The sequence below is a fragment of the Streptomyces sp. NPDC060027 genome, from assembly GCF_042737005.1.
Lineage (GTDB): Bacteria > Actinomycetota > Actinomycetes > Streptomycetales > Streptomycetaceae > Streptomyces.
The window spans coordinates 1-22923 of record NZ_JBHWVI010000144.1 but is presented as its reverse complement, the minus strand read 5'-3'; the positions used below and the strand labels follow the sequence as shown (position 1 = coordinate 22923).

Sequence of the window (22923 nt, the reverse complement as noted above, 5' to 3'; positions counted from 1 at the left end):
CCCCAGCGCAGCTGACGCTCCCCCTCGGATGTGGGCGGCCCTGGCCCTTGCGGGGGCTGCTTCGCTGTCTTCGCCATTGCGGGACCTCTCGTCCTTATACGGGTTGTGTGGTGGCTCTCCTTGTGTTGGGACGGATCACCGCCCGCACAGACACCACAAAGTGCCGAGTGTCCCGTCACCTGTGCGCAAAACATGGCATAGCGGTCTCGCTTGTCGCGCCCCGACTCTGGGCGCGCCGTTTGCCCGGCGACGGCATTTCTCCGTGGTAGTCAACATCCATGCCGATGAAGTCTCCCGATGCCGAGGGTCGCTCGTCCCTGTTCGGGCGGGTGCGCCGGATGGTCGGCCGTTCGTCGGTCGGGCGCGGATGGAGGCAGGGCAGCGCTCTTGAGCTGTGGCAGCGGTCGCTGAGCTTCGCGGCGCTCGGGTTCCTCACTCTCGTGCCGCTGCTGATCGTCATCTCAGCGGCCGATCCGGCGCACGGGCAGGGCTTCGCGCAATGGCTGGGCCAAGGGCTCGGCGTATCAGTGGCCTCCAGGAAGAAGGTCGAGCAGCTGATCGCCCTGCCCGGCCAGACACTGCGGACCACGACGGCGTTCAGCCTCGCTGCCCTCGCCGTCTTCGGCCTCTCCTTCGGAGCGGCCGTGCAGACCACCTATGAGAAGGTCTGGGGCCTGCAACCGGCCCGATGGTGGGCCAGGTGGCGGCACCTCGTGTGGCTCGCCGCCCTCATCGGGCTCCTCCTCCTGCTCGCCACCACCCTGTGGCAAGAGACCCTGGCCAACGGCGTCGCCACAGTGGTGAGCGCGACCCTGTTCCTCTGGTGGTCGCAGCACATGCTGCTCGGCGGACGGGTCCGCTGGAGCGCCCTGCTGCCCGGCGCCGTGGCCACGACGGCCGGGCTGCTCGGCCTGAGGGTCTTCTCCCGGCTCATCTTCTCGCCCTTGATCGCGACCAACACCCTCGCCTACGGACCGATCGGCACCGTCCTGGTCATCCAGTCCTGGCTCGTCGGCGTCGGAGCCGTCGTGTACGGCGGCGCCCTGACCGGCCGCCTGCTCCACGAAGAACTCCCGCGCGTGGCACGTGCGCTGAAACGACGAAGGTGAGATCCGAAGGTCCCGCCCGGATGTACGCCGGACTGCCGCCCGGATGTACGCCGGACTGCCGCCCGGCCCGATAGCGGCCTACTTCACGTACTGGGCGAACCTTTCATGGGGACGCCTGCTGCCGGCCGCGGCTCTGCAACGTCTGGTCCGCCCGCCGCCCGGCAGGCAACTCTGTGGCCAGTAGGCGGAGCGCGGCCGGCGGCGGTCAGTTGCGGGGCGGGCGGGTGGCGGTGTCGAGGTAGAAGGCGTCGATGCTCTGGACTGCCTGCTCGAACTCCTCCAGGTTGACCGGCTTCGTCACATACGCGTTCGCGTGGCTGCTGTACGCGTCGGCAACGTCGTCGGGAGCGGTGGACGTGGTGAGCACGACCACGGGGATGGTCTGGAGGCTTTCATCCGCCTTGAGGATGCGAAGGAGGTCGCGTCCGTTCATCCGGGGCATGTTCAGGTCCAGGACGATCAGGTCGGGGCGCGCAGTGTCCGGCGCGCGCAGGTGCTCGAGTGCGGCGACTCCGTCGGTGACCTGGACCAGGTTGCGGGCTCCGCGCTCGGAGAGGGCTTCCTCGATGAGCAGGGCGTCGGCCATGTCGTCCTCGACGAGAAGAACGTCGAAGGGCCGAGCGGGGGTGGTCATCATCGGATGCTCCATGGGTGCTTCGTGAGAGTGATGGAAGAGCCCCGGCCAGCGACGCCGGGCACCCTGACGGGTCATGCCGCAGGCAGCACCGATCTGCGGGTATCCGGCACCCGCGCGGGCGGCGGACACGGCCGCGCCCCGCTGGAGCCGCTCGGCCGCCTGCTGAAACTGGTCCAGCATGTAGAGCAGAGCCAGGGCTCGCGCCGAATCCCCCTCCGCCGTGGACGGGACTTCTTCCAGAAGTTGCAGAGCAAGGCGCCTCGCGAGCTGGCCGACCGCCGCATCCGCGACAGCTGCCGTCTCCTCGGGGCTGGTTCGCAAAACGAAGTTCTTGCCAGGCATGTGCAGCACCTTAGGTCTCGAGCCGACCCCGCGACAACCGTGGTTGTCGACCACCCTCTACAGTGGCCGCTGCCCCGTTGTTGCAGGCGGCCATCACAGTTGAGGGGTACACGGCATGAGCGGGACCATGGAAGCGCGTGCACGAGAGTCTTCCACCTGGACGACCCGGCGGTGGCTGCGCGTCGGGGCGACCGTCGCGCTGACGGTCCTCACCCTCCTCGCAGTGACGGGAGCGTGGGTGCTGGAGCAGACGGAATCGATCAGCAAGAACCTCGTGAACGTGAAGTCTCCCGCCCTGAGCACGTCGTTTCGTCTGGAGTCGGCGCTGCTGAACCAGGAGACCGGCATCCGCGGATACGGCGTCACCGGCACCCCCGACTTCCTCACCCCCTACCAGCAGGGGCTCACCGACCAGGCAACCTACACGGCACGCCTCACAGAACTGCTCCACGGTGACGCGGCCGCCCTGAAGGACCTGAAAGGCGTGCAGGACGCCGCGGATGCCTGGCAGAAGAGGATCGCCCGTCCTATCGCCGCCTCACCCGCAGGAGCACCCTCTCCACTGACTGCCGAACGGGCCGCGGCGGGCAAGAAGGCCTTCGATACCCTCCGCAGCGCCCTGAGCGGTCAGCAGCAGCGGCTGCGGACGGAGCGGGCGCAGGCGGTGGAAGACCTCAACACCACGATGGTGCTGCGGAACTGGCTGTTCACCGCGATCGCGGCCGTCATCGCCGCTCTCACCGTGCTGGTCTTCGAGGGACTGCGCCGCGGCATCACCGTGCCCCTGGACCGGCTCGGCGCGGACGCCCGCGCTGTCGCCGACGGCGAGTTCGACCACCCCATCACCCCCACCGGGCCCGCGGACCTGCGCCTGCTCGGCGGCGAGATCGACTTCATGCGCCGGCGCCTCGTACGCGAGCTGGCGTTCACCGAAGAGTCACGCCTGCGCCTCGACGCGCAGGCCGCCGACCTGCAACGCTCGAACGCCGAGCTGGAGCAGTTCGCGTACGTAGCCTCCCACGACCTCCAGGAGCCGCTGCGCAAAGTCTCCAGCTTCACCCAGCTCCTGCAGCGCCGTTACGGCGGTCAGCTCGACGCGCGGGCCGACCAGTACATCGACTACGCGGTCGACGGCGCGAACCGCATGCAGACCCTCATCAACGACCTCCTCGACTTCTCCCGCGTCGGCCGCGTCCACCACGAACTCCAGAGCGTCGACCTCGACTCGGTGCTGAAGCGAACCCTGTCCTCCCTCAGCGTGAGCATCGAGGAGACGGGAGCCTCGATCACGCACGACCCGCTGCCGCCCCTGGTCGCCGACCCCACCCAGATGGGCATGCTCTGGCAGAACCTGGTCGGCAACGCCATCAAATTCCACCGCCCCGACCACGCTCCCGAGATCCACATCTCTGCCGCACGGGAAGACGCGCTGTGGCGGTTCACGGTCACCGACAACGGCATCGGCATCGCCCCCGAATACGCCGAAAAAGTCTTCGTGATCTTCCAGCGACTCCACACCAAAGACGCCTACAAGGGCAGCGGCATCGGCCTGGCCATGTGCAAGAAGATCGTCGAATTCCACGGCGGCACCATCTCCATCGACCCCGACTACCGAGACGGCGCCCGCATCACCTTCACCCTCGCCAACGAACCCCCCAGAGCCATAGGCCCCTCCACCATGCCGGAAGCGACCCGCGCCGACACGGAACCAGCACTGTGACCGTGCCCGCCACAGACACCCCCGGCAGACCCTCACCAGAACCGGCGTACCGCATCCTCCTCATCGAGGACGACCAGGCGGACGCCCTGCTCGTCGAGGAACTGCTCCAGGACACGGGACTGCGCTTCGAGCTCACCACGAGGACCACCCTCGCCGAAGCCCGCACCGAACTCGCCGCCCGCGCGATCGACTGCATCCTCCTCGACCTGCACCTGCCCGACGGGTCCGGCACCGAGACCATCGCCGCCGTCCGGGAGCTCGCCCCCCACACCGCCGTGATCGTCTTCACCGGCCTCTCCGAGACGCAGGCCGGAGCCGAGGCGATGGCCGCCGGCGCCCAGGACTACCTCGTCAAAGGCAAGGTCGAGGCCGACCTGCTGCACCGAACCGTCCGCTACGCCGTCTACCGCAGCCAGACCGAACACGCAACCGCCGAGGCCCAGAAGGCCCGCCTGCACGCCGAGGAGAACGCCCGCCTGGAACGGGGCCTGCTGCCCCAGCCCATCCTCGACACCTCCACGGTCACGGTGACGACCCGCTACCTGCCCAGTGCCGAAAGAGCACTGCTCGGTGGGGACTTCCTCGACGTCGTCGAAAGCGACGACGGGCTCCTGCACGCCGTGGTCGGCGACGTCAGCGGACACGGCCCGGACGCCGCCGCGGTCGGTGTCTGCCTCCGCATCGCCTGGCGCTCCCTCGTCCTCGGCGGACATCGCGGCCCCGACCTCCTGCACCTCATGGAACGCATCCTGATCGCCGAATGCGGTCCTCAGCCCTTGTTCGCCACCTGCACCCTCCTCACCCTCGACCAGAACGCCGCCACCGCCACCCTCTACCTGGCCGGCCACCACGAGCCCCTCCTCACCACCACCGAAGGCACCCGGGAACTGGTCGCCGTCCATGGAATGGCCCTGGGGATCGCCCCGAAGCTCGGTACCTGGCCTGCCACGGTGATCCCGCTACCGGCCGCCGGCGCCCTGACCCTCTACACCGACGGCCTCACCGAGGGACACAACGGCTCGAACACCGAGCGGCTCGGCGTCGAAGGACTCCTCGCGCTGATCCGTGGCCTGCCGCCGACAGACCCGGCCGCCCACGTCGACCGCCTCATCAGCGACACCCAGGCATTGAACGCCGGCCGTCACACCGACGACCTCGCCGTACTGCGCATCGACTGGGACAACCGACTACTGATCCGCGCGCCTTCCGCGCAAGGAGGGCCGCGGCCGGCCTCATGACGACCGCCCGCCTGAGAGGGCGCGTGAAGTCGGACGGCGGCCCTGCTCCGCGACCAGGATGCGCGTCACCCGGCCCGCTCCCGGCCGGGTACCGCGGCCAGCATGCCGCGCGTGTAGGGGTGGGCGGGCGCGCGGAACAGGTCGTCGGCCGGGGCGCTCTCCACCACCCGTCCGGCCCGCATGACCACCACATGGTGCGCGATCGTTCACCGGTTCACTCGCCCTCGTCGACGCGGAGCCGGAACTCCCCTACGACCGCCCGCCGTTGTCCAAGCACGTCCTCGACGGCCGCTGGCCGGCCGAGCGCGCCCGGCTGCGCACCCCGGCCGAGCTCGACGCCCTGGACGTCGACGCGCGTCTGGGCACCGCCGCAGTCGCCCTCGACGTACCGGGACACCGCGTCACCCTGCGCGACGGCCCGGTGCTCGGCTACCGCACCCTCGTGCTGGCCACCGGCCGGCAGGCCCGGCGGCTGCCGGGCGGTTCGGACCTTGCCGGGGTGCACACCCTGCGGACCCTCGGTGACAGCGAACGGCTGCGCGCCGACCTGCTGACCGTCCGCCAGGTCGTGGTCGTCGGCGCGGGGGTGCTGGGCTGCGAGATCGCGGCCACCGCCCGTGGCCCGGGGCGTGAGGTGACCGTGGTGGAGCCGGCCGCCGGGCCCATGCTGCGCCTGCTCGGCCCGCAACTCGGCGCGGAAATAGCCCGGTTGCACGTCGAGCACGGCGTGCGTCTGCTCACCTCGACCGCGGTGACCGGCCTGGTCGGAGAGGCAGGCCGGGTCGTCGGCGTGCGCACAGGGCCCGGCGCGGTGCTGAGCGCCGACGTCGTCGTGGTCGCGGTCGGCCAACGGCCCGCCACGGACTGGCTGGCGGGCAGCGCGCTCTCCCTCGACGACGGCGTGGTCTGCGACGCCCGCTGCGGGGCGGCCACCGACGTGTACGCGGTCGGCGATGTCGCCCGCTTCGGCTCCGGCGGTGCGGGCGGCGCGCGCGGGGTGCGTCTGGAGAGCCGTACGAACGCCACCGAACAGGGTCTGTTCGTGGCAGCCCAGATCCTCGGTGCCGTCGGGGACGCCTACCGGCCCGTGCCGTACGTCTGGTCCGATCAGTTCGGGACGCGGATCCAGGTCCACGGGTCGGTGCCTGCCGGGGCTGTGGTGCGGGTCGTCGAGGGCTCCGTCGCGGACCGCGCGTTCGTCGCCCATGTCGAGGCCGAGGGCCGGCTCGTCGGCGTCGTGGGATGGAACAGCCCCGGTCGCATCCGCACCGCGCGAGCCCTGCTCACCGCTTCCGAAACCGTGCCTTCCACTCGTTGACAGGAGAGTCATGACCGCCGCCGCGCCCATGCCCCACAACCGGCGTCCCGACCGCTGCCCGTTCCGTCCCCAACCGGAGCTCGAACGATTGCGCGACGACCCCGAACTGCCGCGGGTACGCACCTCCCGCGCATGGCATCAGCAGCGGCAACGGCAGCACGGACGGCCCCGCGCGGGCGCATCGACAAGCGGCAGGCCATCTTCGACGCGGCCTTCGACGTCTTCGCCGAGCACGGCTATGTCCAGGCGCTGGTGCAGGAGATCGCCGAGCGGGCGGGCGTGGCCAAGCCGACGGTCTACAACCACTTCACCGACAAGGAGACCCTCTTCAGGGCCACCCTCACGGCCGCCGCGCACGCCGTCATGGACGGCAACATCGCCGTCCTGGACCGCATGCGCACACCCGGGGACGACCTGCGGGTGACGCTCGACGACGTCGCCTACCAACTCGTCCGCTCCTGTTGTGACCGCCGCTCCCGCTCCTTGCGCTGGCTGACCTACGCCAAGGTGGCCCGCTTCCCCGACCTCATCACGGTGGTCCAGGGCTGTACGTCCGTGCGCATCGCCGAGGCGATGGCCGACCGGCTCGCCCGGCTCACCCTCTCCGGGCGCCTGCGCCCCTGTGACCCCGCCCTGGCGGCCGAGCAACTGCTCGCCCTCATCACCGGCCCGCTCGAGACCCGCTCCCGGCTGGGCACCCGCAAAGTGACCATGGCCGAGATGCGCGCGCTGGCCGAGGCGGCCGTCGACACCTTCCTGCGGGCCTACGCCGCCGACTGACCCTCGGCGCCGGGCCAGGAACTCCTCGGTGAGCGCGTGCGGCCGGCGCGCGGCCGGTGCGTCGAGGTCCGCGGTACGCACGACCGGCCGGACCGCCTGCCCGGCGAGTCGATCGGCGGTGCGAGGAGCTCACTCCGGGAAGTGCCGGCGCTCGGGCGGCGCTGGTCACGTGCGGAGACGTTCCTCGGTGGCGGACGCGTCTCGGCGAGTACGCGCTCACCGAGGCGCGCACTCACCGGTCCCACGAGCTTCGGGCGTCCTACTTGCCCGTCTTCCGCACCCGGAGGGTGCCGCGCTCGTCCTCCTTCAGCGCGCGGCCGATGATCAGGCGCTGAATCTGGTTGGTGCCCTCGAAGATCTGCATGACCTTGGCCTCGCGCATGTAGCGCTCGACCGGGAAGTCGCGGGTGTAGCCGGCGCCGCCCAGGACCTGCACCGCGTCGGTGGTGACCTTCATGGCGTTGTCGGTGGCGATCAGCTTGGCGATCGAGGCCTCGGACTGGAAGGGAAGTCCCTCGTCCTTGAGGCGGGCGGCGGCGAGCGTGGTGGCCCGGGAGACCTGCACCGCCGCGGCCATGTCGGCGAGGACGAAGGCCAGGCCCTGGTGCTCGATGATGGGGCGGCCGAAGGTCTCGCGCTCCCGCGAGTAGCGCAGGGCGTGGTCCAGCGCCCCCTGGGACAGGCCGGTGGCCACCGCCGCGATGCCGAGCCGTCCGCAGTCCAGACCGGCGAAGGCGATCCGGAGCCCGTCGCCCTCCTCGCCGATCCGGCGGTGGGCGGGGACGCGGACGTTCTCCAGGCGCACGGTGGCGGTGGCGGACCCGGTCAGGCCCATCTTGTGCTCCGGGGGATCGGCCACCACGCCCGGCGTGTCGGCCGGGACGAGGAAGCAGGAGATGGCGCGCGAGCCCGAGTCGGACGTCCGGGCCATGACCGTGTAGAAGTCCGCGTGCCCACCGTGCGTGGTCCAAGCCTTGGCGCCGTTGAGCACGTAGTCGTCGCCGTCCCGGACGGCCCGTGTGCGCATCGCGCCCGGGTCGGAACCGGCGTGGGCCTCGGACAGGCAGTAGGCGCCGAGCAGCTCGCCGCCGAGCATGTCCGGGAGCCATTCCTTCTTCTGCTCCTCGGTGCCGAACGAGGCGAGGGCGAAGCAGGACAGCGCGTGCACCGAGACGCCCACCGCGACGCTCGCCCACACGGCGGCGATCTCCTCGACGGCCTGGAGGTAGACCTCGTAGGGCTGGTCGCCGCCGCCGTGCTCCTCGGGGTACGGCAGGCTCAGCAGCCCGGCCCGGCCGAGCGTGCGGAAGACCTCGCGCGGGAACCGCTCCTCGGCCTCCGCCTCGGCGACGCGCGGGGCGAGCTCCTTCTCGGCGAGCTCGCGGGTCAGGGCGATCAGGTCGACGGCTTCCGACGTGGGGAGCGTGCGGGTCGCGGGCATGGCGTGTCCTCGGGGGTGGCGGGTCGCGGCCCTGACGATTTTGATACGCCAGGCGATACAACAGTATCGTTTTTGGTACCGCCCGGCCATGGCGTCCCCCGACGGATCCACCGGCCCGCCGGCCGGCTCACGTGTTCTGGAGCTCGCGGGGCTCGGGCCGGCTCCGCACGCGGCAGATGCCGGCGGACCTCGGCGCCGACGTGGTGCGCGTCGAGCGCCCGCCCGGCCGGGTGCTACGGCTCGGCCCCGACGGCGCGGCCGACGCCGTCCGGCGCAACCGACACCGTCCGGCGTGGCCGCCGGTCGGCCCTTGCCGAGCAGCCCGTGGGGCGCTCGCTGGTCAGGGAACTTGCCGCGCGGGCTGACATCCGTGGCGAAGGACTGTGTCCTGGCGTCGCCGAGCGGCTCGGCGACGGACCCGACGACCGCGGCGAGCGGAAGCCAGGCTCGTCTACGCCCGGGTCACCGGCTGGGGGCCGCCCGTGCCGAGGTCAGGGTGATACGGCGTGGACGATGAGTGACGCCAGCTCGGCGTAGGCCTCGGCGTCGCTGAGCCCGGTGCGGGCGGCGACCTCGCCCCGCTGGATCTCCTGCATGGTGGCGGCCACGACCTCGCCCACGAACGCGGCATGCACGTCACGGAACGCCCCCGCGGCCACGCCGTCCGCGATCAAGTGTCTGATCCTGCCCGCGGCGAGGCGCGTGTTGGCCTCGTACACCTCGCGGGCCGGCTCGAACTGTGCCATGTCGTCGAGGAACTGCCGGGACAGCGGTCTCAACTGGTGGGCGACCGCGTTCAGGTAGACCACCACCCGCTCGGAGGGCGCCGAGGTGTCGGCCACCTGCTTCTCGACGGCCTGGGCGGCCTCGCGGAAGTAGTGCTTGACCGCTTCCCGGACCAACTCCTGCTTGCTGCCCGCCAGCTGGTACAACGTCGTCTTCGAGCAGTGGAGCCGCTCGGTCAGCTCGTCCAGGGTGAACGCTGCGAAACCCTCCGCCACCAGCAACGCGACCAGCCGCTCGAGCAGGTCGGTCTGGCGCGCTGTACGACGTGTGGACGGCATGATCTCAGCGTAACCGTTCCTACCCGGCCGTAACCGTCCCCCTCGGGGTCGGTGATCCGGGGCGGAGGCGCCGTCCGGCGGTAGACCCGGACACACCACACCCGCCTTGCTCGCGGCGTACGCCGCCGGGTCAAGGGCCTCCTCGGGTCCGCACCCGACGCGGCGGCCGGGCCGGAGCGCCCCCGGCCGACCGGTGCGGGGCGGGGGCCGTGTGGTCGTGCGCCGACGGCGTTCGTCCGGGCGAGCGGACCACCGACGCACTCGACCACGCGGCTCCGCGAGCAGGGCGGGCCGGCCCCGCGAACAGGACGGCCCGGCTCAGCGGTAGAGGGCGGGCCGCTCGATCAGGTCGACCTCCGTGCGGCGGCCCTCGGCCTGCGCGCGGACGCCCGCCTCGCAGACGGCCGCCGCCGCGTACCCGTCCCAGCAGCTGGGCCCGGTCACCTCGCCGCGCAGCGTGGCGTCGACCCACGCCTGCACCTCGCGGTCGTACGCCTCCACGAACCGCTCCACGAAGTCCGGCGCGATCGAACCTCCCCACCGTCCGCCCGAGTTGACCAGCATCCCGTGGGCCTCGCCGATCCGTGCCGTGCCGTTCTCGCAGACGGCCTCGGCCTGCACCTGGTACCCGAAACGGCAGTTGACGTAGATCTCCACGTCGACGAGCACACCTCCGTCCGTCTCCAGGACGACGAACTGCGGGTCCGAGAGTCCCTCGGGCGCGTTGCCGGAGGGCCGCGGCTTCAGCACCGTGACCGCGGTGATCTCCTGCCCGAGCAGCCAGCGGGCGGCATCCATCTCGTGCACGACGGAGTCGTTGATGAGCATCTGCTCGGTGAAGTACGGCAGGACATCGGCGTTGCGGTGCCGGTTGTGCAGCATCAGCGGGCGGCCCAACTCGCCCCCGTCCAGGAGCGACTTGAGCCTCAGATGCTCGGCGTCGTAGCGCCGCATGAACCCGACCTGGACCCGCCGGTGCCCGAGTGTGCGCTCCGCCTCCATCACCCGCAGCGCGGAGGCCGCGTCCGGGGTGAGCGGCTTCTCGCACAGGACCGGCAGGTCGTGCTCGAACGCGGTGAGCAGCGCCGCCTCGTGCGCGGGGCCGGGGGAGGCGATGACCACGGCGTCGACGTCGTCCGCCGCCAGCGCCGAGGCCGTGTCCGTGTACGCGGCGCAGCCGTCGATGCCGTCGGCGAGCCCTTTGGCCCGCTCGGCGTCGATGTCCACGACCGCGCTCACCCGCGCCCCGCTGATGACCTCGGTGATCCGGCGGACATGGTCGGCCCCCATCCGGCCGGTGCCGATGACGGCGACCCCGAGTGTTCCGTGCTGGGTCATGTGGTCGGTGGTCCCTTCGATGGTTCGGGCGCCGCGGGAGCGGAGGTCAGGAGGTTCCTTCGGAGGAGGCCGGTGCCGGGGCCGCAGCCGGGGCCCGGAGGTCCTCCGCCTCCGGAAGCTCCTCGACGTCGACCCCGCGCACTTGAGCCAACTCGTGTTTGAGTGCCGCGAGTTCGGCGCCGCCCGCCATGTGGTTGGTGAGTTCCTCCAGACTGACCTCGCTGCGGTCGGCGCTCAGTTCGAGCGCGCCGAGCCGCAGCACGCTGAAGTGGTCGCCGACCATGTAGGCGTGGTGCGGGTTGTGGGTGATGAAGATGACGCCGAGACCGCGGTCGCGGGCGGCGGCGATGTACTTCAGGACGACACCGGACTGTTTGACGCCGAGCGCGGCGGTCGGTTCGTCGAGGATGAGGACGCGGGCGCCGAAGTAGACCGCGCGGGCGATGGCCACGGACTGGCGCTGGCCGCCGGAGAGCGTACCGATCGGCTGGTCGAGGTCGGCGAGGACGATGCCCATGTTGCGCAGCTCCTCGTCGGCGGTCCGCTTCATCCGCGCGATGTCGAGACGGCGTACGGGCCAGGGCCCCTTCGTCATCTCGGAGCCGAGGAAGAAGTTCCGCCACACCGGCATCAGCGGCACGGTCGCGAGGTCCTGGTAGACGGTGGCGATGCCCTTGGCGAGGGCCTCGCGCGGGGTGCCGAAGCGCACCGCCGTGCCGTCCACGAGGAACTCGCCCTCGCTGTGCCGGTGCAGCCCCGAGATGATTTTGATGAGGGTGGACTTGCCGGCGCCGTTGTCGCCGAGGACGCAGGTCACCCGGCCGGGGCGGACGGCCAGCGAGACGCCGTGCAGGGCGCGGATGTTGCCGTACGACTTGCCGGCGCCGCGCAGTTCGACGATCGCGGCGGTGCCGTCGCCGGGGGGAGTGTCCGGGAGGACGGCGCCCGCGGTTCCGGATCCGTTGGTTGTCATGGGTCGGTTCACCTCCGGGTCGCCGTGCGGCGGACCCACAGATTGATGAGCGTGGCGCCGAGCAGCATCACGCCGAGGAACGCCTTGAACCAGTCGGGGTTCCAGCCGGCGTAGACGATGCCCTGGTTCACCATGCCGAACATGAAGGCGCCGAAGACCGGGCCGATCGCGGAGCCGTAGCCGCCGGTGAGCAGACAGCCGCCGATCACCGCCGCGGCGATGTAGATCAGCTCCTGGCCGACGCCTTCGCCCGACTGCACCGTGTTGAACGAGAACAGCTGGTGCATGCCGATGAACCAGGCGCCGAAGCCGACCGTCATGAACAGCGTGATCTTGGTGAAGGTCACCGGGACGCCGACCGCGCGGGCGCTGTCCTGGTTGCCGCCGACCGCGAAGACCCAGTTGCCGTACTTGGTGCGCAGCAGCACCCAGGTGGCCAGCGCCGCGAAGACCAGCCACCACACGATGCTGATCTTCACCTGGACGCCGCCGACGTCGAACGACGAGGCGAAGACCTTCTTGGCCTGGCCGAAACCGTCCATGTCGCTGATGTCGTCGGTGGCGACGTTGCCGGTGATCAGCTTGGTGACGGCGAGGTTCACGCCCTGCAGGATCAGGAAGGTCCCGAGGGTCACCAGGAAGCTCGGCAGCCCGGTGCGGACCATCATCCAGCCGTTGAACGCCCCGATCGCGAGGGAGACGACGAGTGCGACGATCACACCCGCCCAGACGTTCATGCTGAGTTGGTAGCTGAGCATGCTCGCCGTCAGCGCCGAGGTGATCACCGCGACACCGGCGGACAGGTCGAACTCGCCGCCGATCATCAGCAGTGCCACGGGCAGCGCCATGATGCCGATCGTCGAGGACTGGTAGAGCACGGTCGCCATCGAGCTGCCGGAGCGTACCGACGGCGCCGCGATCAGGAAGAAGACGAACACGGCGACGGCGCCGAGGAACACCCCGACCTCGGGCCGGGCGAGCAGCCGCAGCGCGAGGGAGCGCTGCGCCGTCCGCCCGTCGGTCTTCCGGGGGCCGGGGGCCGGCGGTGCGGTCACCGCCGGATCGGCCTGCTGGGCCATGCCCATCACCGGGTGCCCTTCGAGGCGAACTTGGCGACGGTGTCGACGTTGCTCTTGTCGACGAAGGCCGGACCGGTCAGGACCGGCTGCTCCCCGCCACCGCTGTAGTTGCCGTTGTTCTTGTAGAGCCACAGCGAGTCGATCGCCAAGTAGCCCTGCAGGTAGGGCTGCTGGTCGACGGCGAACTCGATGGTCCCCTTGCTGATGGCGCCGGTGAGGTCCTTGTTGAGGTCGAACGTGGCGATCTTCGCCTTGCTCCCGGCATCACCGATCGACTGCACCGAGGTCAGGGCGTACGGGGCGCCGAGCGTGACGACGTAGTCGATCGCCTTGTCCTGCTTGAGCTTCGCGGTGATCGTGGACTTCACGGACGGCATGTCGGTGCCGTTGACGTACAGGTTCTCCGTGGAGCCGCTGAAGGTCTTCTTCACTCCGTCACAGCGCTGGGTGAGGCCGATGTTGCCCTGTTCCTGGACCACACAGACGACCTTCTTGGCGCCTTCCGAGTTGAGCCGCTTGCCGAGCGCCTCGCCCGCGACCGTCTCGTCCTGGCCGAAGAACTCCGTCAGGCCCAGCTTCTTCCAGTCGCTGAGACCCGAGTTGAGGCCCACGACGGGTATCCCGGCCGAAGTCGCCTTGCCCACCACGTCCTTCATGGCGTCCGGCTTGGCCAGGGTGATCGCGATGCCGTCGACCTTCTGGTCGATCGCGTTCTGGACCAGGTTGGCCTGAGTGCCCGCGCTGGGGTCGGCGGAGTAGACGAGCTTGATGTTGTCCTTGGCGGCGGCGGCATCGGCGCCCTTGCGGACGATGTCCCAGAACGTGTCGCCGGGCGCCTGATGGGTCACCAGGGCGACGGTCATCCGGGGTGTGTTCGCCTTGCCCGCGGCGGCACCGTCCCCGTCGTCCTCGGACTTCTTGCCGCCCGAGCTGCTGGAGCAGCCGGCGGCGAGCAGTGCGGACGCCGCGGCCAGGGCCACGAGGGGGGCGATTCTCCGGGAACGGGGGTGGAACGTGCGATCCATCTTTCCAGCACCTCACTGTGCGACCGGGGGAAAGGGAACGGGACGGCGCGGGGCGCGGGGCCCGTGCGGGACCCGGACGGCAGGTCCGGGCGTGATCCGTTGAAGCGGCGGTTTCGTTGGGACGGGATACAAGTCCCTGTCACACCCCCCTGTCAATACTTTGTTAAGACATCATTTCAGGAGCAGGTCCGAATGTCCGTACAAAGTCTTGACAGAGAGGAGCCGGGAGTCCTACACCTAAGGGGCACCGGGCGCCCCGTTGCCCACATCCCCCGCATCAGGAGCGTCACGCATGCCTGAGTCCGCTGTACCCCGGGTCGTCGTCGCCGACTCCGCCGAGGCCTTCGACCTCATCACCATGGGACGCATCGGCGTCGACCTCTACCCGCTGCAGACGGGTGTGCCGCTCGCCCGGGTCGACTCCTTCGGAAAGTTCCTCGGCGGCTCGGCCGCCAACGTCGCCGTGGCCGCCGCTCGCCTGGGCCGGTCCACCGCGGTGATCACCCGGACCGGGCAGGACCCCTTCGGCACCTATCTCCACGAGGAACTCAAGGAGTTCGGCGTCGACGACCGCTGGGTCACCCCCGTCGCCGCGTACCCGACACCGGTCACGTTCTGCGAGATCTTCCCGCCGGACGACTTCCCGCTGTACTTCTACCGGCAGCCCAAGGCGCCCGACCTGGAGATCCGCACCGACGAACTCGACTACTTCGCCATCCGCGCGGCCCGCATCTTCTGGATCACCGGGACCGGCCTGAGCGAGGAACCCAGCCGCTCGGCCACCCTCGCCGCCCTGAAAGCCCGGGCCAGGACCGGCACCACGGTCTTCGACCTCGACTGGCGCCCGATGTTCTGGGACAGCCGCGGAGCGGAGACGGCCCGCCCGTACTACGCCGAAGCCCTGCGCCACGCCACGGTCGCCGTCGGCAACCTCGACGAGTGCGAGATCGCCACCGGAGTACGCGAACCACGCGCCTGCGCAGAGGCCCTCCTCGACGCGGGAGCCGAGCTCGCCGTCGTCAAACAGGGCCCCAGGGGTGTGCTGGCCGTGCACCGCGACGGCACCGAGGCCGAGGTCCCGCCGGTGCCGGTGGAAGTCGTCAACGGCCTCGGCGCGGGCGACGCGTTCGGCGGGTCCCTCTGCCACGGCCTGCTGTCCGGCTGGGAGTTGGAGCGGACCGTCCGGTACGCCAACGCCGCCGGCGCGCTCGTCGCCTCCCGCCTCGCCTGCTCCTCCGCGATGCCGACCGGGTCCGAGGTCGAGAACCTCCTCGCGCGCTTGACGGGGCTGACCGACGCCACCCCTGAACGGAGCCTGACTTGAGTACCAGCATCCCCGACCTCGTCGCGGTGCGCGCCCGGCACCCGGAGGCCATCGCCGAAGCGGCCGCCCGCCGGGTCCGCCGCCCGCTGATCGGCGACACCGGCCGCCTGATGATCGTGGCCGCCGACCACCCGGCCCGCGGCGCCCTCGGCGTCGGCGACCACCGGCTCGCCATGGCCAACCGCGCCGACCTCCTCGAACGGCTCTGCCTGGCACTGTCCCGGCCCGGCGTCGACGGGGTGCTCGCGACCGCCGACGTCCTGGAGGACCTGCTGCTCCTCGGCGTCCTGGAGGGCAAGGTCGTGATGGGCTCCATGAACCGCGGCGGACTCGCCGGCGCCTCCTTCGAGATGGACGACCGCTTCACCGGCCACCGCGCCGAGGACATCGACCGGCTCCGCTTCGACGCCGGAAAGGTCCTGCTGCGCATCGACTACGACGACCCCGGCTCCCTGAACACCCTGGAGACCACCGCCCGCACCGTCGACGCCATGGCGGCACACCGACTGCCGCTGTTCGTCGAGCCGTTCATATCCCGCCGGGAGAAGGGAACGGGGACGGTCCGCAACGACCTGAGCGCCGAGGCCGTCACCCGGTCCATCGCCATCGCCTCCGGCCTCGGCGGAACCTCCGCGTACACCTGGCTCAAACTGCCCGTCACCAGCGACCCCGACGACATGGCCGAGGTACTGGAAGCTTCCACGCTGCCCGCCGTGCTGCTCGGTGGGGAGGTCGGCACGGACCAGGAAGGGGCGTACGAGAGATGGCGCAAGGCGCTGCGGCTGCCCACCGTGCAGGGCATGGTCGTAGGCCGCTCCCTGCTCTACCCCGCCGAAGGCGACGTGGAAACCGCGGTGGACACCGCGGTCGGCCTCCTCTGACCCCCGACGTTCAGCCGAACGCCGGGGAGAGCCGGCTCCCCGCCCCTCGAATCACCGGTTGCCCCACCCCCGGGGTCCGCCACCCCAACAGCCCTTCTTCGCCCCCTCCGCGCCTACCCGTCCCGTACCTGGGGCTCCGGCCCCAGCCCCCGCTCCTCAAACGCCGGAGGGGCTGAATCTTCACCACGAAGCACCCGCACCCGTCCGCGCACGGGAGGGGCCGTGCCGGTACATCCCTATGTCCGTCGCTTACGTTCGGATCGAGTGACAGTTCGCACAGGTAGCCCACGTCTGATCCAGCGGCGACGGACTGGGATGTACCGGCACGGCCCCGACCCACCCACCGACCCGCAGGCACCCGACCCGCACCCGACCCGCACCCGGACCCGCACCGGGACCGCACCCGCACCCGCCCCGTAGAGGAGCCAGCCGATGACCACCACGCACCATCTGCCCGCCGGCAAGGCCCGCACCGACGTCTACGCCGTCGAGGTCACCCCCGAGACGGCAGGCTGGGACCACGCCGGCCTGCGGGTGCTGGAGCTGCCGCCCGGCGGGAGGCACGTCCTCGACACGGGCGACAGCGAGTGGATCGTGCTCCCGCTGGCGGGCGCCTGCACCGTCGCCGTAGACGGCGAGACCTTCCGACTGACCGGCCGGGCGAGCGTGTTCGCCGGGGTCACCGACTTCGCGTACGTCCCCAGAGACGCCGAGGTCAAGATCACCTCCCGCGACGGCGGCAGGTTCGCGCTCACCGGCGCCCGCTGCACTCGCAGACTGCCCGCCCGCCACGCCCCCGCCTCCTCCGTACCGGTCGAGCTGCGCGGCACCGGCACCTGCTCCCGCCAGGTCAACAACTTCGGCGCGGCAGGAGTCTTCGACTGCGAGAACCTCATCGCCGTCGAGGTGATCACACCGGCCGGCAACTGGTCCTCCTTCCCGCCGCACAAGCACGACGAGCACCACCCCGGCGAGGAGTCCGAACTGGAGGAGATCTACTACTTCGAGTTCACCGCCCACGAGGGCACCCCCGGCCTCGGCTACCAGCGCGTCTCGCCCTCCGGGAACGGCACCGGCACGGACGTCCTCGCCGAGGTGCGCGACGGCGACGTCGTCCTCATCCCGGACGGCTGGCACGGCCCCTCGATGGCCGTGCCGGGCCACGACATGTACTACCTCAACGTCATGGCGGGCCCCGACCCCGACCGCGCCTGGCTGATCCGCGACCACCCCGACCACGCCTGGATCCGCACCACTTGGCCCGAGCAGCCCGTCGACCCCCGACTGCCCCTCTACACCGCCCCCGAGAGGTCATGATGAGCGCGACCACCCGCCGTCTGACGACAGCCCAGGCCCTGGTGCGCTTCCTGTCGGCGCAGTACAGCGAGCGCGACGGCGTACGCCACCGGCTCATCACCGGCACCTGGGGGATCTTCGGCCACGGCAACGTGGCGGGGATCGGCCAGGCGCTCCTGGAGGCCGGCGAGGACGCCATGCCGTTCCACCAGGGCCGCAACGAACAGGCCATGGTGCACGCGGCGGTCGGCCACGCCCGCCACCTCAACCGCCTCTCCGCCCAGGCCGTCACCACGTCCATCGGCCCCGGCGCCACCAACCTCGTCACCGGCGCGGCCCTCGCGACGATCAACCGCCTCCCCGTGCTCCTGCTGCCCGGCGACTACTTCGCGACGCGCCCCGCCGACCCGCTGCTCCAGCAACTGGAACACCCTGTCGAGGCCGACGTCTCCGTCAACGACACCCTGCGCCCCGTGTCGAGGTACTTCGACCGTGTCACGCGCCCGGAGACGCTGATCCCGTCCGCGCTGAACGCGATGCGGGTCCTCGCCGACCCGGCCGAGACCGGCGCGGTCACCCTCGCCCTGCCGCAGGACGTGCAGGCGGAGGCGTACGACTGGCCCGAGGAGTTCTTCGCCGAACGCGTCTGGCCCGTACGCCGTCCCGCGCCGGACCCGGTCGAACTCGCCGCGGCCGTCCGGGCGATCCGCGCCGCGCGGCGCCCACTGATCGTCGCCGGAGGGGGAGTTCACCACAGCGAGGCCGAGGAAGCGCTCAAGGCGCTGGTGGACTCCACCGGCATCCCGGTCGCCTCGACCCAGGCCGGCAAGGGGTCGCTGCGCCACGACCATCCGGCGGACCTCGGGGGCATCGGTCACACGGGGACCGCCGTCTGCGACGACATGGCCCGTACCGCCGACCTGATCATCGGCGTCGGCACCCGGTACAGCGACTTCACCACCGCCTCCACCACGCTGTTCCAGGAGCCGGGCGTACGGTTCGTCAACCTCAACATCGCCGCCTTCGACGCCCACAAGCTGGCCGCCCGCACCCTGGTCGCGGACGCCCGGACCGGCCTCAGGGCCCTCACGGTGGCGCTGTCCGGCCATCGCGTCGACCCGGCCTACGAGGCCGAGTACCGTGCGGGCGGGGCGCGTTGGGACGCGGTGGTCGAGGCGGCCTTCACGGCGGACGACTCCGCGGTGCCCACCCAGACCCAGGTCCTCGGCGCTCTCGACGCGGTCGTCGGCGACGACGACGTGGTCATCAACGCGGCCGGTTCGCTCCCGGGTGACCTGCACAAGCTGTGGCGGGCGCGCAGTCCGCGCCAATACCACCTGGAGTACGGCTACTCCTGTATGGGTTACGAGATCCCGGCCGGCATCGGCGTCCAACTGGCCGCCCCGGGCACGCCGGTCTGGTCGCTCGTCGGCGACGGCACGTATCTGATGATGCCGACCGAGATCGTCACCGCCGTCCAGGAAGGCCTGCCCGTCAACCTGGTCCTGATCCAGAACCACGGATACGCCTCCATCGGCGGCCTGTCCGAGGAGACCGGCGGCGAACGCTTCGGCACCGCCTACCGCTACCGGGCCGCCGACGGGACCTTCACCGGAGACCCGCTCCCCGTCGACCTCGCCGCCAACGCCGCCAGCCTCGGCATGGACGTCATCCGCGCCAAGACCGTACGGGAACTGCGCGACGCGCTCGCCGCGGCGCGTGCCTCGGACCGGCCGACCTGCGTGTATGTCGAGACCGACCCGGCGCCCACCTCGCCGCCGGCCGCGGCCTGGTGGGACGTCCCGGTCGCCGAAGTCGCCTCCCGCGAGGCCGCGTCGGACGCCCGTGAACGGTACGACGGCCATGCCGCCGACCGTCGGCGCCACCTCTGACCTTCCCGCCGCCCACGAACGGCGGTCGGCGCGGGGGCTCCCTGGCCTGCCGCGCCGACCGTCTCCGGGGCCGACCGTCAGGACGATGCGATGGCAAGGGTTCCCGACCGCCGGAGCGCCCGATCGACAGGGGTGCCGTCCGCCCCGCCCGAGGGCCTCGACCTCGACCTCGTGCTCGACCGCAGCAGCCCCGTCCCGCTCTACTACCAACTGGCACGGCAGTTGGAGACCGCCATCGAGCACGGCGCGCTCGCCTCCGGGAGTCTGCTGGGCAACGAGGCGAAGCTCGCGGCCCGGCTCGGCCTGTCCCGGCCCACGGTCCGCCAGGCCATCCAGACCCTCGTCGACAAGGGGCTCCTGGTCCGCCGCAGAGGCGTGGGCACCCAGATCGTGCACAGCCGGTTCAAGCGCCCCCTGGAACTGAGCAGCCTCTACGACGACTTGGAGAAGGCCGGGCTGAGCCCGACGACCCGCGTGCGGCACAACGCGCTCGAACCGGCGTCCCCCGAGGCCGCCGTCGCTCTCGGCATCGCGGAGGGCAGCGGCGTGCACCGCCTGGAGCGGCTGCGGCTCACCCACGGCCGGCCCGTGGCCGCCCTGCGCAACTACATCCCGGAGGGGCTTCTCGACGTCGACACCGTCCGGCTGGAGTCGACCGGCCTCTACCGGATGATGCGCGCCGCCGGTATCACCCTGCACAGCGCCCGCCAGTCCGTCGGCGCCCGCTCCGCCACGGCGCAGGAGGCCGCCCTCCTCGACGAGCCCGTGGGCGCGGCCCTGCTCACCATGCGGCGCACGGCCTACGACGACACCGGCCGCGCCGTCGAGTACGGCACCCACATCTACCGCGCGACGCGCTACGCCTTCGAGTTCCAGCTGCTCGTCCGCCCATGAGAAGGCACCAACCGTGAAGCGGGCCCACCACGCACCCCGTGAACCCGCTTCACCGGGCCGTCCGTGATCCCGAGCCCACAGCCCCGACTGGAGCTCCCGGAGCGGGCCTCCGGGTCGGAGCCTCCCGGAGCGGGCCCCGGGTCGGAGCCTCTCGGACCCCGCAGATCCCGCAGATCCCGCAGACCCCGCGGATCACTCGGCCCCGAGCGCCACCCAGCCGCCCGACTCCGCGGAGCGCGCCATCGCGTCCAGCGCGGTCGCGCTGCGGACCGCGTCGACCAGCGTCGCACCGTACGGTGTGTTGTCGGCGACGGACCGCAGGAAGGTGTGCGCCTCGACGACCTTGAGATCGTCGTAGCCCATGCTGTTCGCCGCTCCCGGCTGGAAGGCGGCGTAGTCCCCGGCCCCCGGACCGACGTACACGGTGCTGACCGGCTGGTCCTGGTACGTCGTGCCCCGGCTGACCCCCAGCTCGCCCATGCGGCGGAAGTCCCAGAACACGGCGCCCCTGGTGCCGTGGATCTCGAAGCCGTAGTTGTTCTGCTCGCCCACCGAGACCCGGCACGCCTCCAGGACACCGCGCGCACCGGAGGCGAAGCGCAGCAGGCAGTTGACGTAGTCCTCGTTCTCCACGGGGGCCGGCTCGCCGCCCGTCGCGCGCGAGTGACCCGCGGTCGCACCGGCCGGGCGGGCCCGCACGGGCAGGAAGACGGCCGTGTCCGCCGCCAGTGCCTCGATCTCGCCCAGCAGGAAACGTGCGAGGTCGACGCCGTGCGAGGCCAGGTCGCCGAGGACTCCGCTGCCGCCGCGCTCCCGCTCGTACCGCCAGGTCAGCGCGCCCTCAGGATGCGCCGCGTAGTCGCTGAAGAGACGGACGCGCGCGTGGGTGACGTCGCCGATGTCGCCGGAGGCGATCAGCTCGCGGGCGGCCACGACGGCGGGCGCGCCGCGGTAGTTGAAGCCGACCGTGCCCCGGACACCGGCCTTGGCCACCGCGTCCGCCACGGCCCGGGCGTCGCCGGCGGTCAGGCCCACCGGCTTCTCGATCCAGATGTGCTTGCCGGCCTCGGCCATGGCCACACCGATCTCACGGTGCAGGAAGTTCGGCGCGGCGATACTCACGGCCTCGACGCGCGGGTCGGCGGCGATCTCACGCCAGTCGCGCACGGCGGTGGCGAAGCCGTACCGCGCGGCGGCCTCCTCGGCCCGGCCCGGCACCTCGTCGGCGACGGCGACCAGTTCGGGCCGCAGCGCGAGGTCCGGGAAGTGGTGGGGCACGCGGGCGTACGCCTGGGTGTGCACCCGTCCCATCCAGCCGAACCCCACGACGGCAACGCCGAGCGTACGCACCATGACTGCCCTTCTTTGGACCGGTCCAACAGGCTCCCGGCTCACATTGAAGCCCATATCAGGACGTGTCAATCCCTTTGACAGGCTCACCCACCCTATGGAACGGTCCAGAGATGGAACGGTCCAGGTCATGAGAGCTCCGACGATTCGCGACGTCGCGGAACGAGCCGGAGTGTCGAAGTCGCTCGTCTCGCTCGTCCTGCGCGGCTCGGACCAGGTCCGCGAAGAGAAGCGGCAGGCGGTGCTGGCCGCCGTCGAGGAGCTGGGCTACCGGACCAACGCCGCGGCGCGCAGCCTCAGCGAGCGCCGCACCCGCACGGTCGGCGTGCTCCTGAACGACATGCGCAACCCCTGGTTCGTGGAACTGCTCGACGGGCTGAACTCCCGGCTGCACGAAGCCGGTCTGCACATGCTGCTCGCCGACGGCCACCTCAACCGACGGCTCGGCGAGGACCTCACCCGGACCTTCCTGGACCTGCGCGTCGACGGTCTGATCGCCGTCGGCACCCTCCCGGCCTCCGAAGCGCTGCGTACGGCCGCCGGACGGGTCCCGACCGTCGTCGCGGGCGCCCGGGAGCCCGAACTGCCCGGCGTCGACATCGTCGCGGGCGACGACGAGCACGGCGCCCGCCTCGCCACCGAACACCTCGTGGGCCTCGGCCACCGGCGCATCGCGCACATCGCGGGCCAGGGAAGGGCGGGCGCGCTGCGGCGGCTCGGCTTCGAGGCGGTCATGCGCGAGCACGGACTGACCGGGACGGCCGTCGTCGAGCAGGGCGATCTGACCGAGGAGGGCGGTTACCGGGCGACGGTACGGCTGCTCAGCGCGCCCGAACGCCCCACCGCCGTCTTCGCGTTCAACGACATCGCCGCGATCGGCGCCCTCTCGGCCGCCGAGGAACTGGGCCACCGGGTGCCGCGCGACCTCTCCCTGGTCGGCTACGACAACACCTACCTCGCGCGCCTTCGCCACGTGTGGCTCACCACCGTGGACAACGCCGGGCACGACATCGGCCGCCGCGCCGCGCAACGTCTGCTGGACCGCATCGAGGACCCCGCCCGGCCCCGCGAGATCGTCCTCACCGCTCCGGCCCTCGAAGTCCGCGGCACGACGGGACCGCCGGGCGCCTAGTAGTGCTTCGTTAGGTTGTGGGCTGTCTGCGGCTGCTCCGAGGGCTGGGCAGGGGGCGGCCGCAGGTGGTGCAGGTGCCGGTCCAGCACC

20 protein-coding genes and 1 pseudogene are annotated in these 22923 nt (G+C 71.3%); 12 read left to right on the top strand and 9 right to left on the bottom strand.

Going from position 1 to position 22923, the window contains the following annotated elements:
• Positions 1-278 precede the first annotated feature (278 nt).
• Complete coding sequence (locus ACFWBT_RS29165) at positions 279-1109, top strand: ribonuclease BN (protein WP_385705717.1); 831 nt, start codon at positions 279-281, stop codon at positions 1107-1109.
• 205 nt (positions 1110-1314) lie between these two features.
• On the opposite strand, the gene ACFWBT_RS29160 is transcribed toward ACFWBT_RS29165, so the two are convergent.
• Positions 1315-2088: a response regulator gene (locus ACFWBT_RS29160; RefSeq protein ID WP_385705715.1), complete on the bottom strand. Its 774-nt coding sequence runs from the start codon at positions 2086-2088 to the stop codon at positions 1315-1317.
• A gap of 115 nt (positions 2089-2203) precedes the next feature.
• Between ACFWBT_RS29160 and ACFWBT_RS29155 the strand changes: the two genes are divergently transcribed.
• Positions 2204-3808: an ATP-binding protein gene (locus ACFWBT_RS29155; RefSeq protein ID WP_385705713.1), complete on the top strand. Its 1605-nt coding sequence runs from the start codon at positions 2204-2206 to the stop codon at positions 3806-3808.
• Positions 3805-5046 carry a PP2C family protein-serine/threonine phosphatase gene (locus tag ACFWBT_RS29150; protein ID WP_385705712.1) on the top strand — a complete coding sequence of 414 codons (1242 nt, stop codon included), beginning with the start codon at positions 3805-3807 and terminating at the stop codon, positions 5044-5046. The genes ACFWBT_RS29155 and ACFWBT_RS29150 overlap by 4 nt, the downstream gene beginning before the upstream one ends.
• Positions 5047-5111: 65 nt before the next feature.
• Here ACFWBT_RS29150 and ACFWBT_RS29145 read toward each other — a convergent pair whose 3' ends face one another.
• A complete protein-coding gene (locus tag ACFWBT_RS29145) occupies positions 5112-5228 on the bottom strand; it encodes a hypothetical protein (protein ID WP_385705711.1) in 117 nt (38 codons plus the stop codon).
• A gap of 74 nt (positions 5229-5302) precedes the next feature.
• Between ACFWBT_RS29145 and ACFWBT_RS29140 the strand changes: the two are divergent.
• The 3 genes and pseudogenes from ACFWBT_RS29140 to ACFWBT_RS29130 all read left to right on the top strand — a co-directional run.
• Positions 5303-6022 (top strand): annotated as a pseudogene (locus ACFWBT_RS29140) (NAD(P)/FAD-dependent oxidoreductase); the annotation flags it as partial.
• Positions 6023-6043: 21 nt separating this feature from the next.
• The gene (locus tag ACFWBT_RS29135) at positions 6044-6364 is read left to right on the top strand and encodes an oxidoreductase C-terminal domain-containing protein (RefSeq protein ID WP_385705718.1); all 321 of its coding nucleotides are present in this window, start codon (positions 6044-6046) and stop codon (positions 6362-6364) included.
• A 132-nt stretch (positions 6365-6496) separates the two neighbouring features.
• Positions 6497-7144: a TetR/AcrR family transcriptional regulator gene (locus ACFWBT_RS29130; RefSeq protein WP_385705709.1), complete on the top strand. Its 648-nt coding sequence runs from the start codon at positions 6497-6499 to the stop codon at positions 7142-7144.
• Between the two features lie 259 nt (positions 7145-7403).
• Here ACFWBT_RS29130 and ACFWBT_RS29125 read toward each other — a convergent pair whose 3' ends face one another.
• The 6 genes from ACFWBT_RS29125 to ACFWBT_RS29100 form a co-directional block, all read right to left on the bottom strand.
• Positions 7404-8585, bottom strand: coding sequence for an acyl-CoA dehydrogenase family protein (locus tag ACFWBT_RS29125; protein WP_385705707.1), 1182 nt, complete (start codon positions 8583-8585; stop codon positions 7404-7406).
• A 491-nt stretch (positions 8586-9076) separates the two neighbouring features.
• Positions 9077-9649, bottom strand: coding sequence for a TetR/AcrR family transcriptional regulator (locus ACFWBT_RS29120; RefSeq protein WP_266755556.1), 573 nt, complete (start codon positions 9647-9649; stop codon positions 9077-9079).
• A gap of 318 nt (positions 9650-9967) precedes the next feature.
• Complete coding sequence (locus ACFWBT_RS29115; RefSeq protein ID WP_385705705.1) at positions 9968-10987, bottom strand: Gfo/Idh/MocA family protein; 1020 nt, start codon at positions 10985-10987, stop codon at positions 9968-9970.
• 46 nt (positions 10988-11033) lie between these two features.
• On the bottom strand, positions 11034-11960 hold the full coding sequence (locus ACFWBT_RS29110; protein WP_385705703.1) for an ATP-binding cassette domain-containing protein: 927 nt from the start codon (positions 11958-11960) through the stop codon (positions 11034-11036).
• 8 nt (positions 11961-11968) lie between these two features.
• Complete coding sequence (locus ACFWBT_RS29105) at positions 11969-13045, bottom strand: ABC transporter permease (RefSeq protein ID WP_385705701.1); 1077 nt, start codon at positions 13043-13045, stop codon at positions 11969-11971.
• A complete protein-coding gene (locus ACFWBT_RS29100) occupies positions 13045-14064 on the bottom strand; it encodes a substrate-binding domain-containing protein (RefSeq protein WP_385705700.1) in 1020 nt (339 codons plus the stop codon). Before ACFWBT_RS29100 ends, ACFWBT_RS29105 begins: the two co-directional genes overlap by 1 nt.
• A 292-nt stretch (positions 14065-14356) precedes the next feature.
• Between ACFWBT_RS29100 and iolC the strand changes: the two genes are divergently transcribed.
• From iolC to ACFWBT_RS29075, 5 genes are all read left to right on the top strand, one after another.
• Positions 14357-15388 carry a 5-dehydro-2-deoxygluconokinase gene (iolC, locus tag ACFWBT_RS29095; protein ID WP_385705698.1) on the top strand — a complete coding sequence of 344 codons (1032 nt, stop codon included), beginning with the start codon at positions 14357-14359 and terminating at the stop codon, positions 15386-15388.
• On the top strand, positions 15385-16269 hold the full coding sequence (locus tag ACFWBT_RS29090; RefSeq protein ID WP_385705696.1) for a deoxyribose-phosphate aldolase: 885 nt from the start codon (positions 15385-15387) through the stop codon (positions 16267-16269). The genes iolC and ACFWBT_RS29090 overlap by 4 nt, the downstream gene beginning before the upstream one ends.
• A gap of 432 nt (positions 16270-16701) precedes the next feature.
• Positions 16702-17586, top strand: coding sequence for a 5-deoxy-glucuronate isomerase (iolB, locus tag ACFWBT_RS29085; protein ID WP_385705694.1), 885 nt, complete (start codon positions 16702-16704; stop codon positions 17584-17586).
• On the top strand, positions 17586-19457 hold the full coding sequence (gene iolD / locus ACFWBT_RS29080; RefSeq protein ID WP_385705692.1) for a 3D-(3,5/4)-trihydroxycyclohexane-1,2-dione acylhydrolase (decyclizing): 1872 nt from the start codon (positions 17586-17588) through the stop codon (positions 19455-19457). The genes iolB and iolD overlap by 1 nt, the downstream gene beginning before the upstream one ends.
• Before the next feature lie 90 nt (positions 19458-19547).
• Positions 19548-20351: a GntR family transcriptional regulator gene (locus ACFWBT_RS29075; RefSeq protein ID WP_385705690.1), complete on the top strand. Its 804-nt coding sequence runs from the start codon at positions 19548-19550 to the stop codon at positions 20349-20351.
• A 192-nt stretch (positions 20352-20543) separates the two neighbouring features.
• On the opposite strand, the gene ACFWBT_RS29070 is transcribed toward ACFWBT_RS29075, so the two are convergent.
• Positions 20544-21704, bottom strand: a complete 1161-nt coding sequence (locus tag ACFWBT_RS29070; RefSeq protein ID WP_385705688.1) for a Gfo/Idh/MocA family protein — start codon at positions 21702-21704, stop codon at positions 20544-20546.
• A gap of 127 nt (positions 21705-21831) precedes the next feature.
• Between ACFWBT_RS29070 and ACFWBT_RS29065 the strand changes: the two genes are divergently transcribed.
• A complete protein-coding gene (locus tag ACFWBT_RS29065) occupies positions 21832-22833 on the top strand; it encodes a LacI family DNA-binding transcriptional regulator (protein WP_385705687.1) in 1002 nt (333 codons plus the stop codon).
• The last annotated feature ends 90 nt before the right edge of the window (positions 22834-22923 follow it).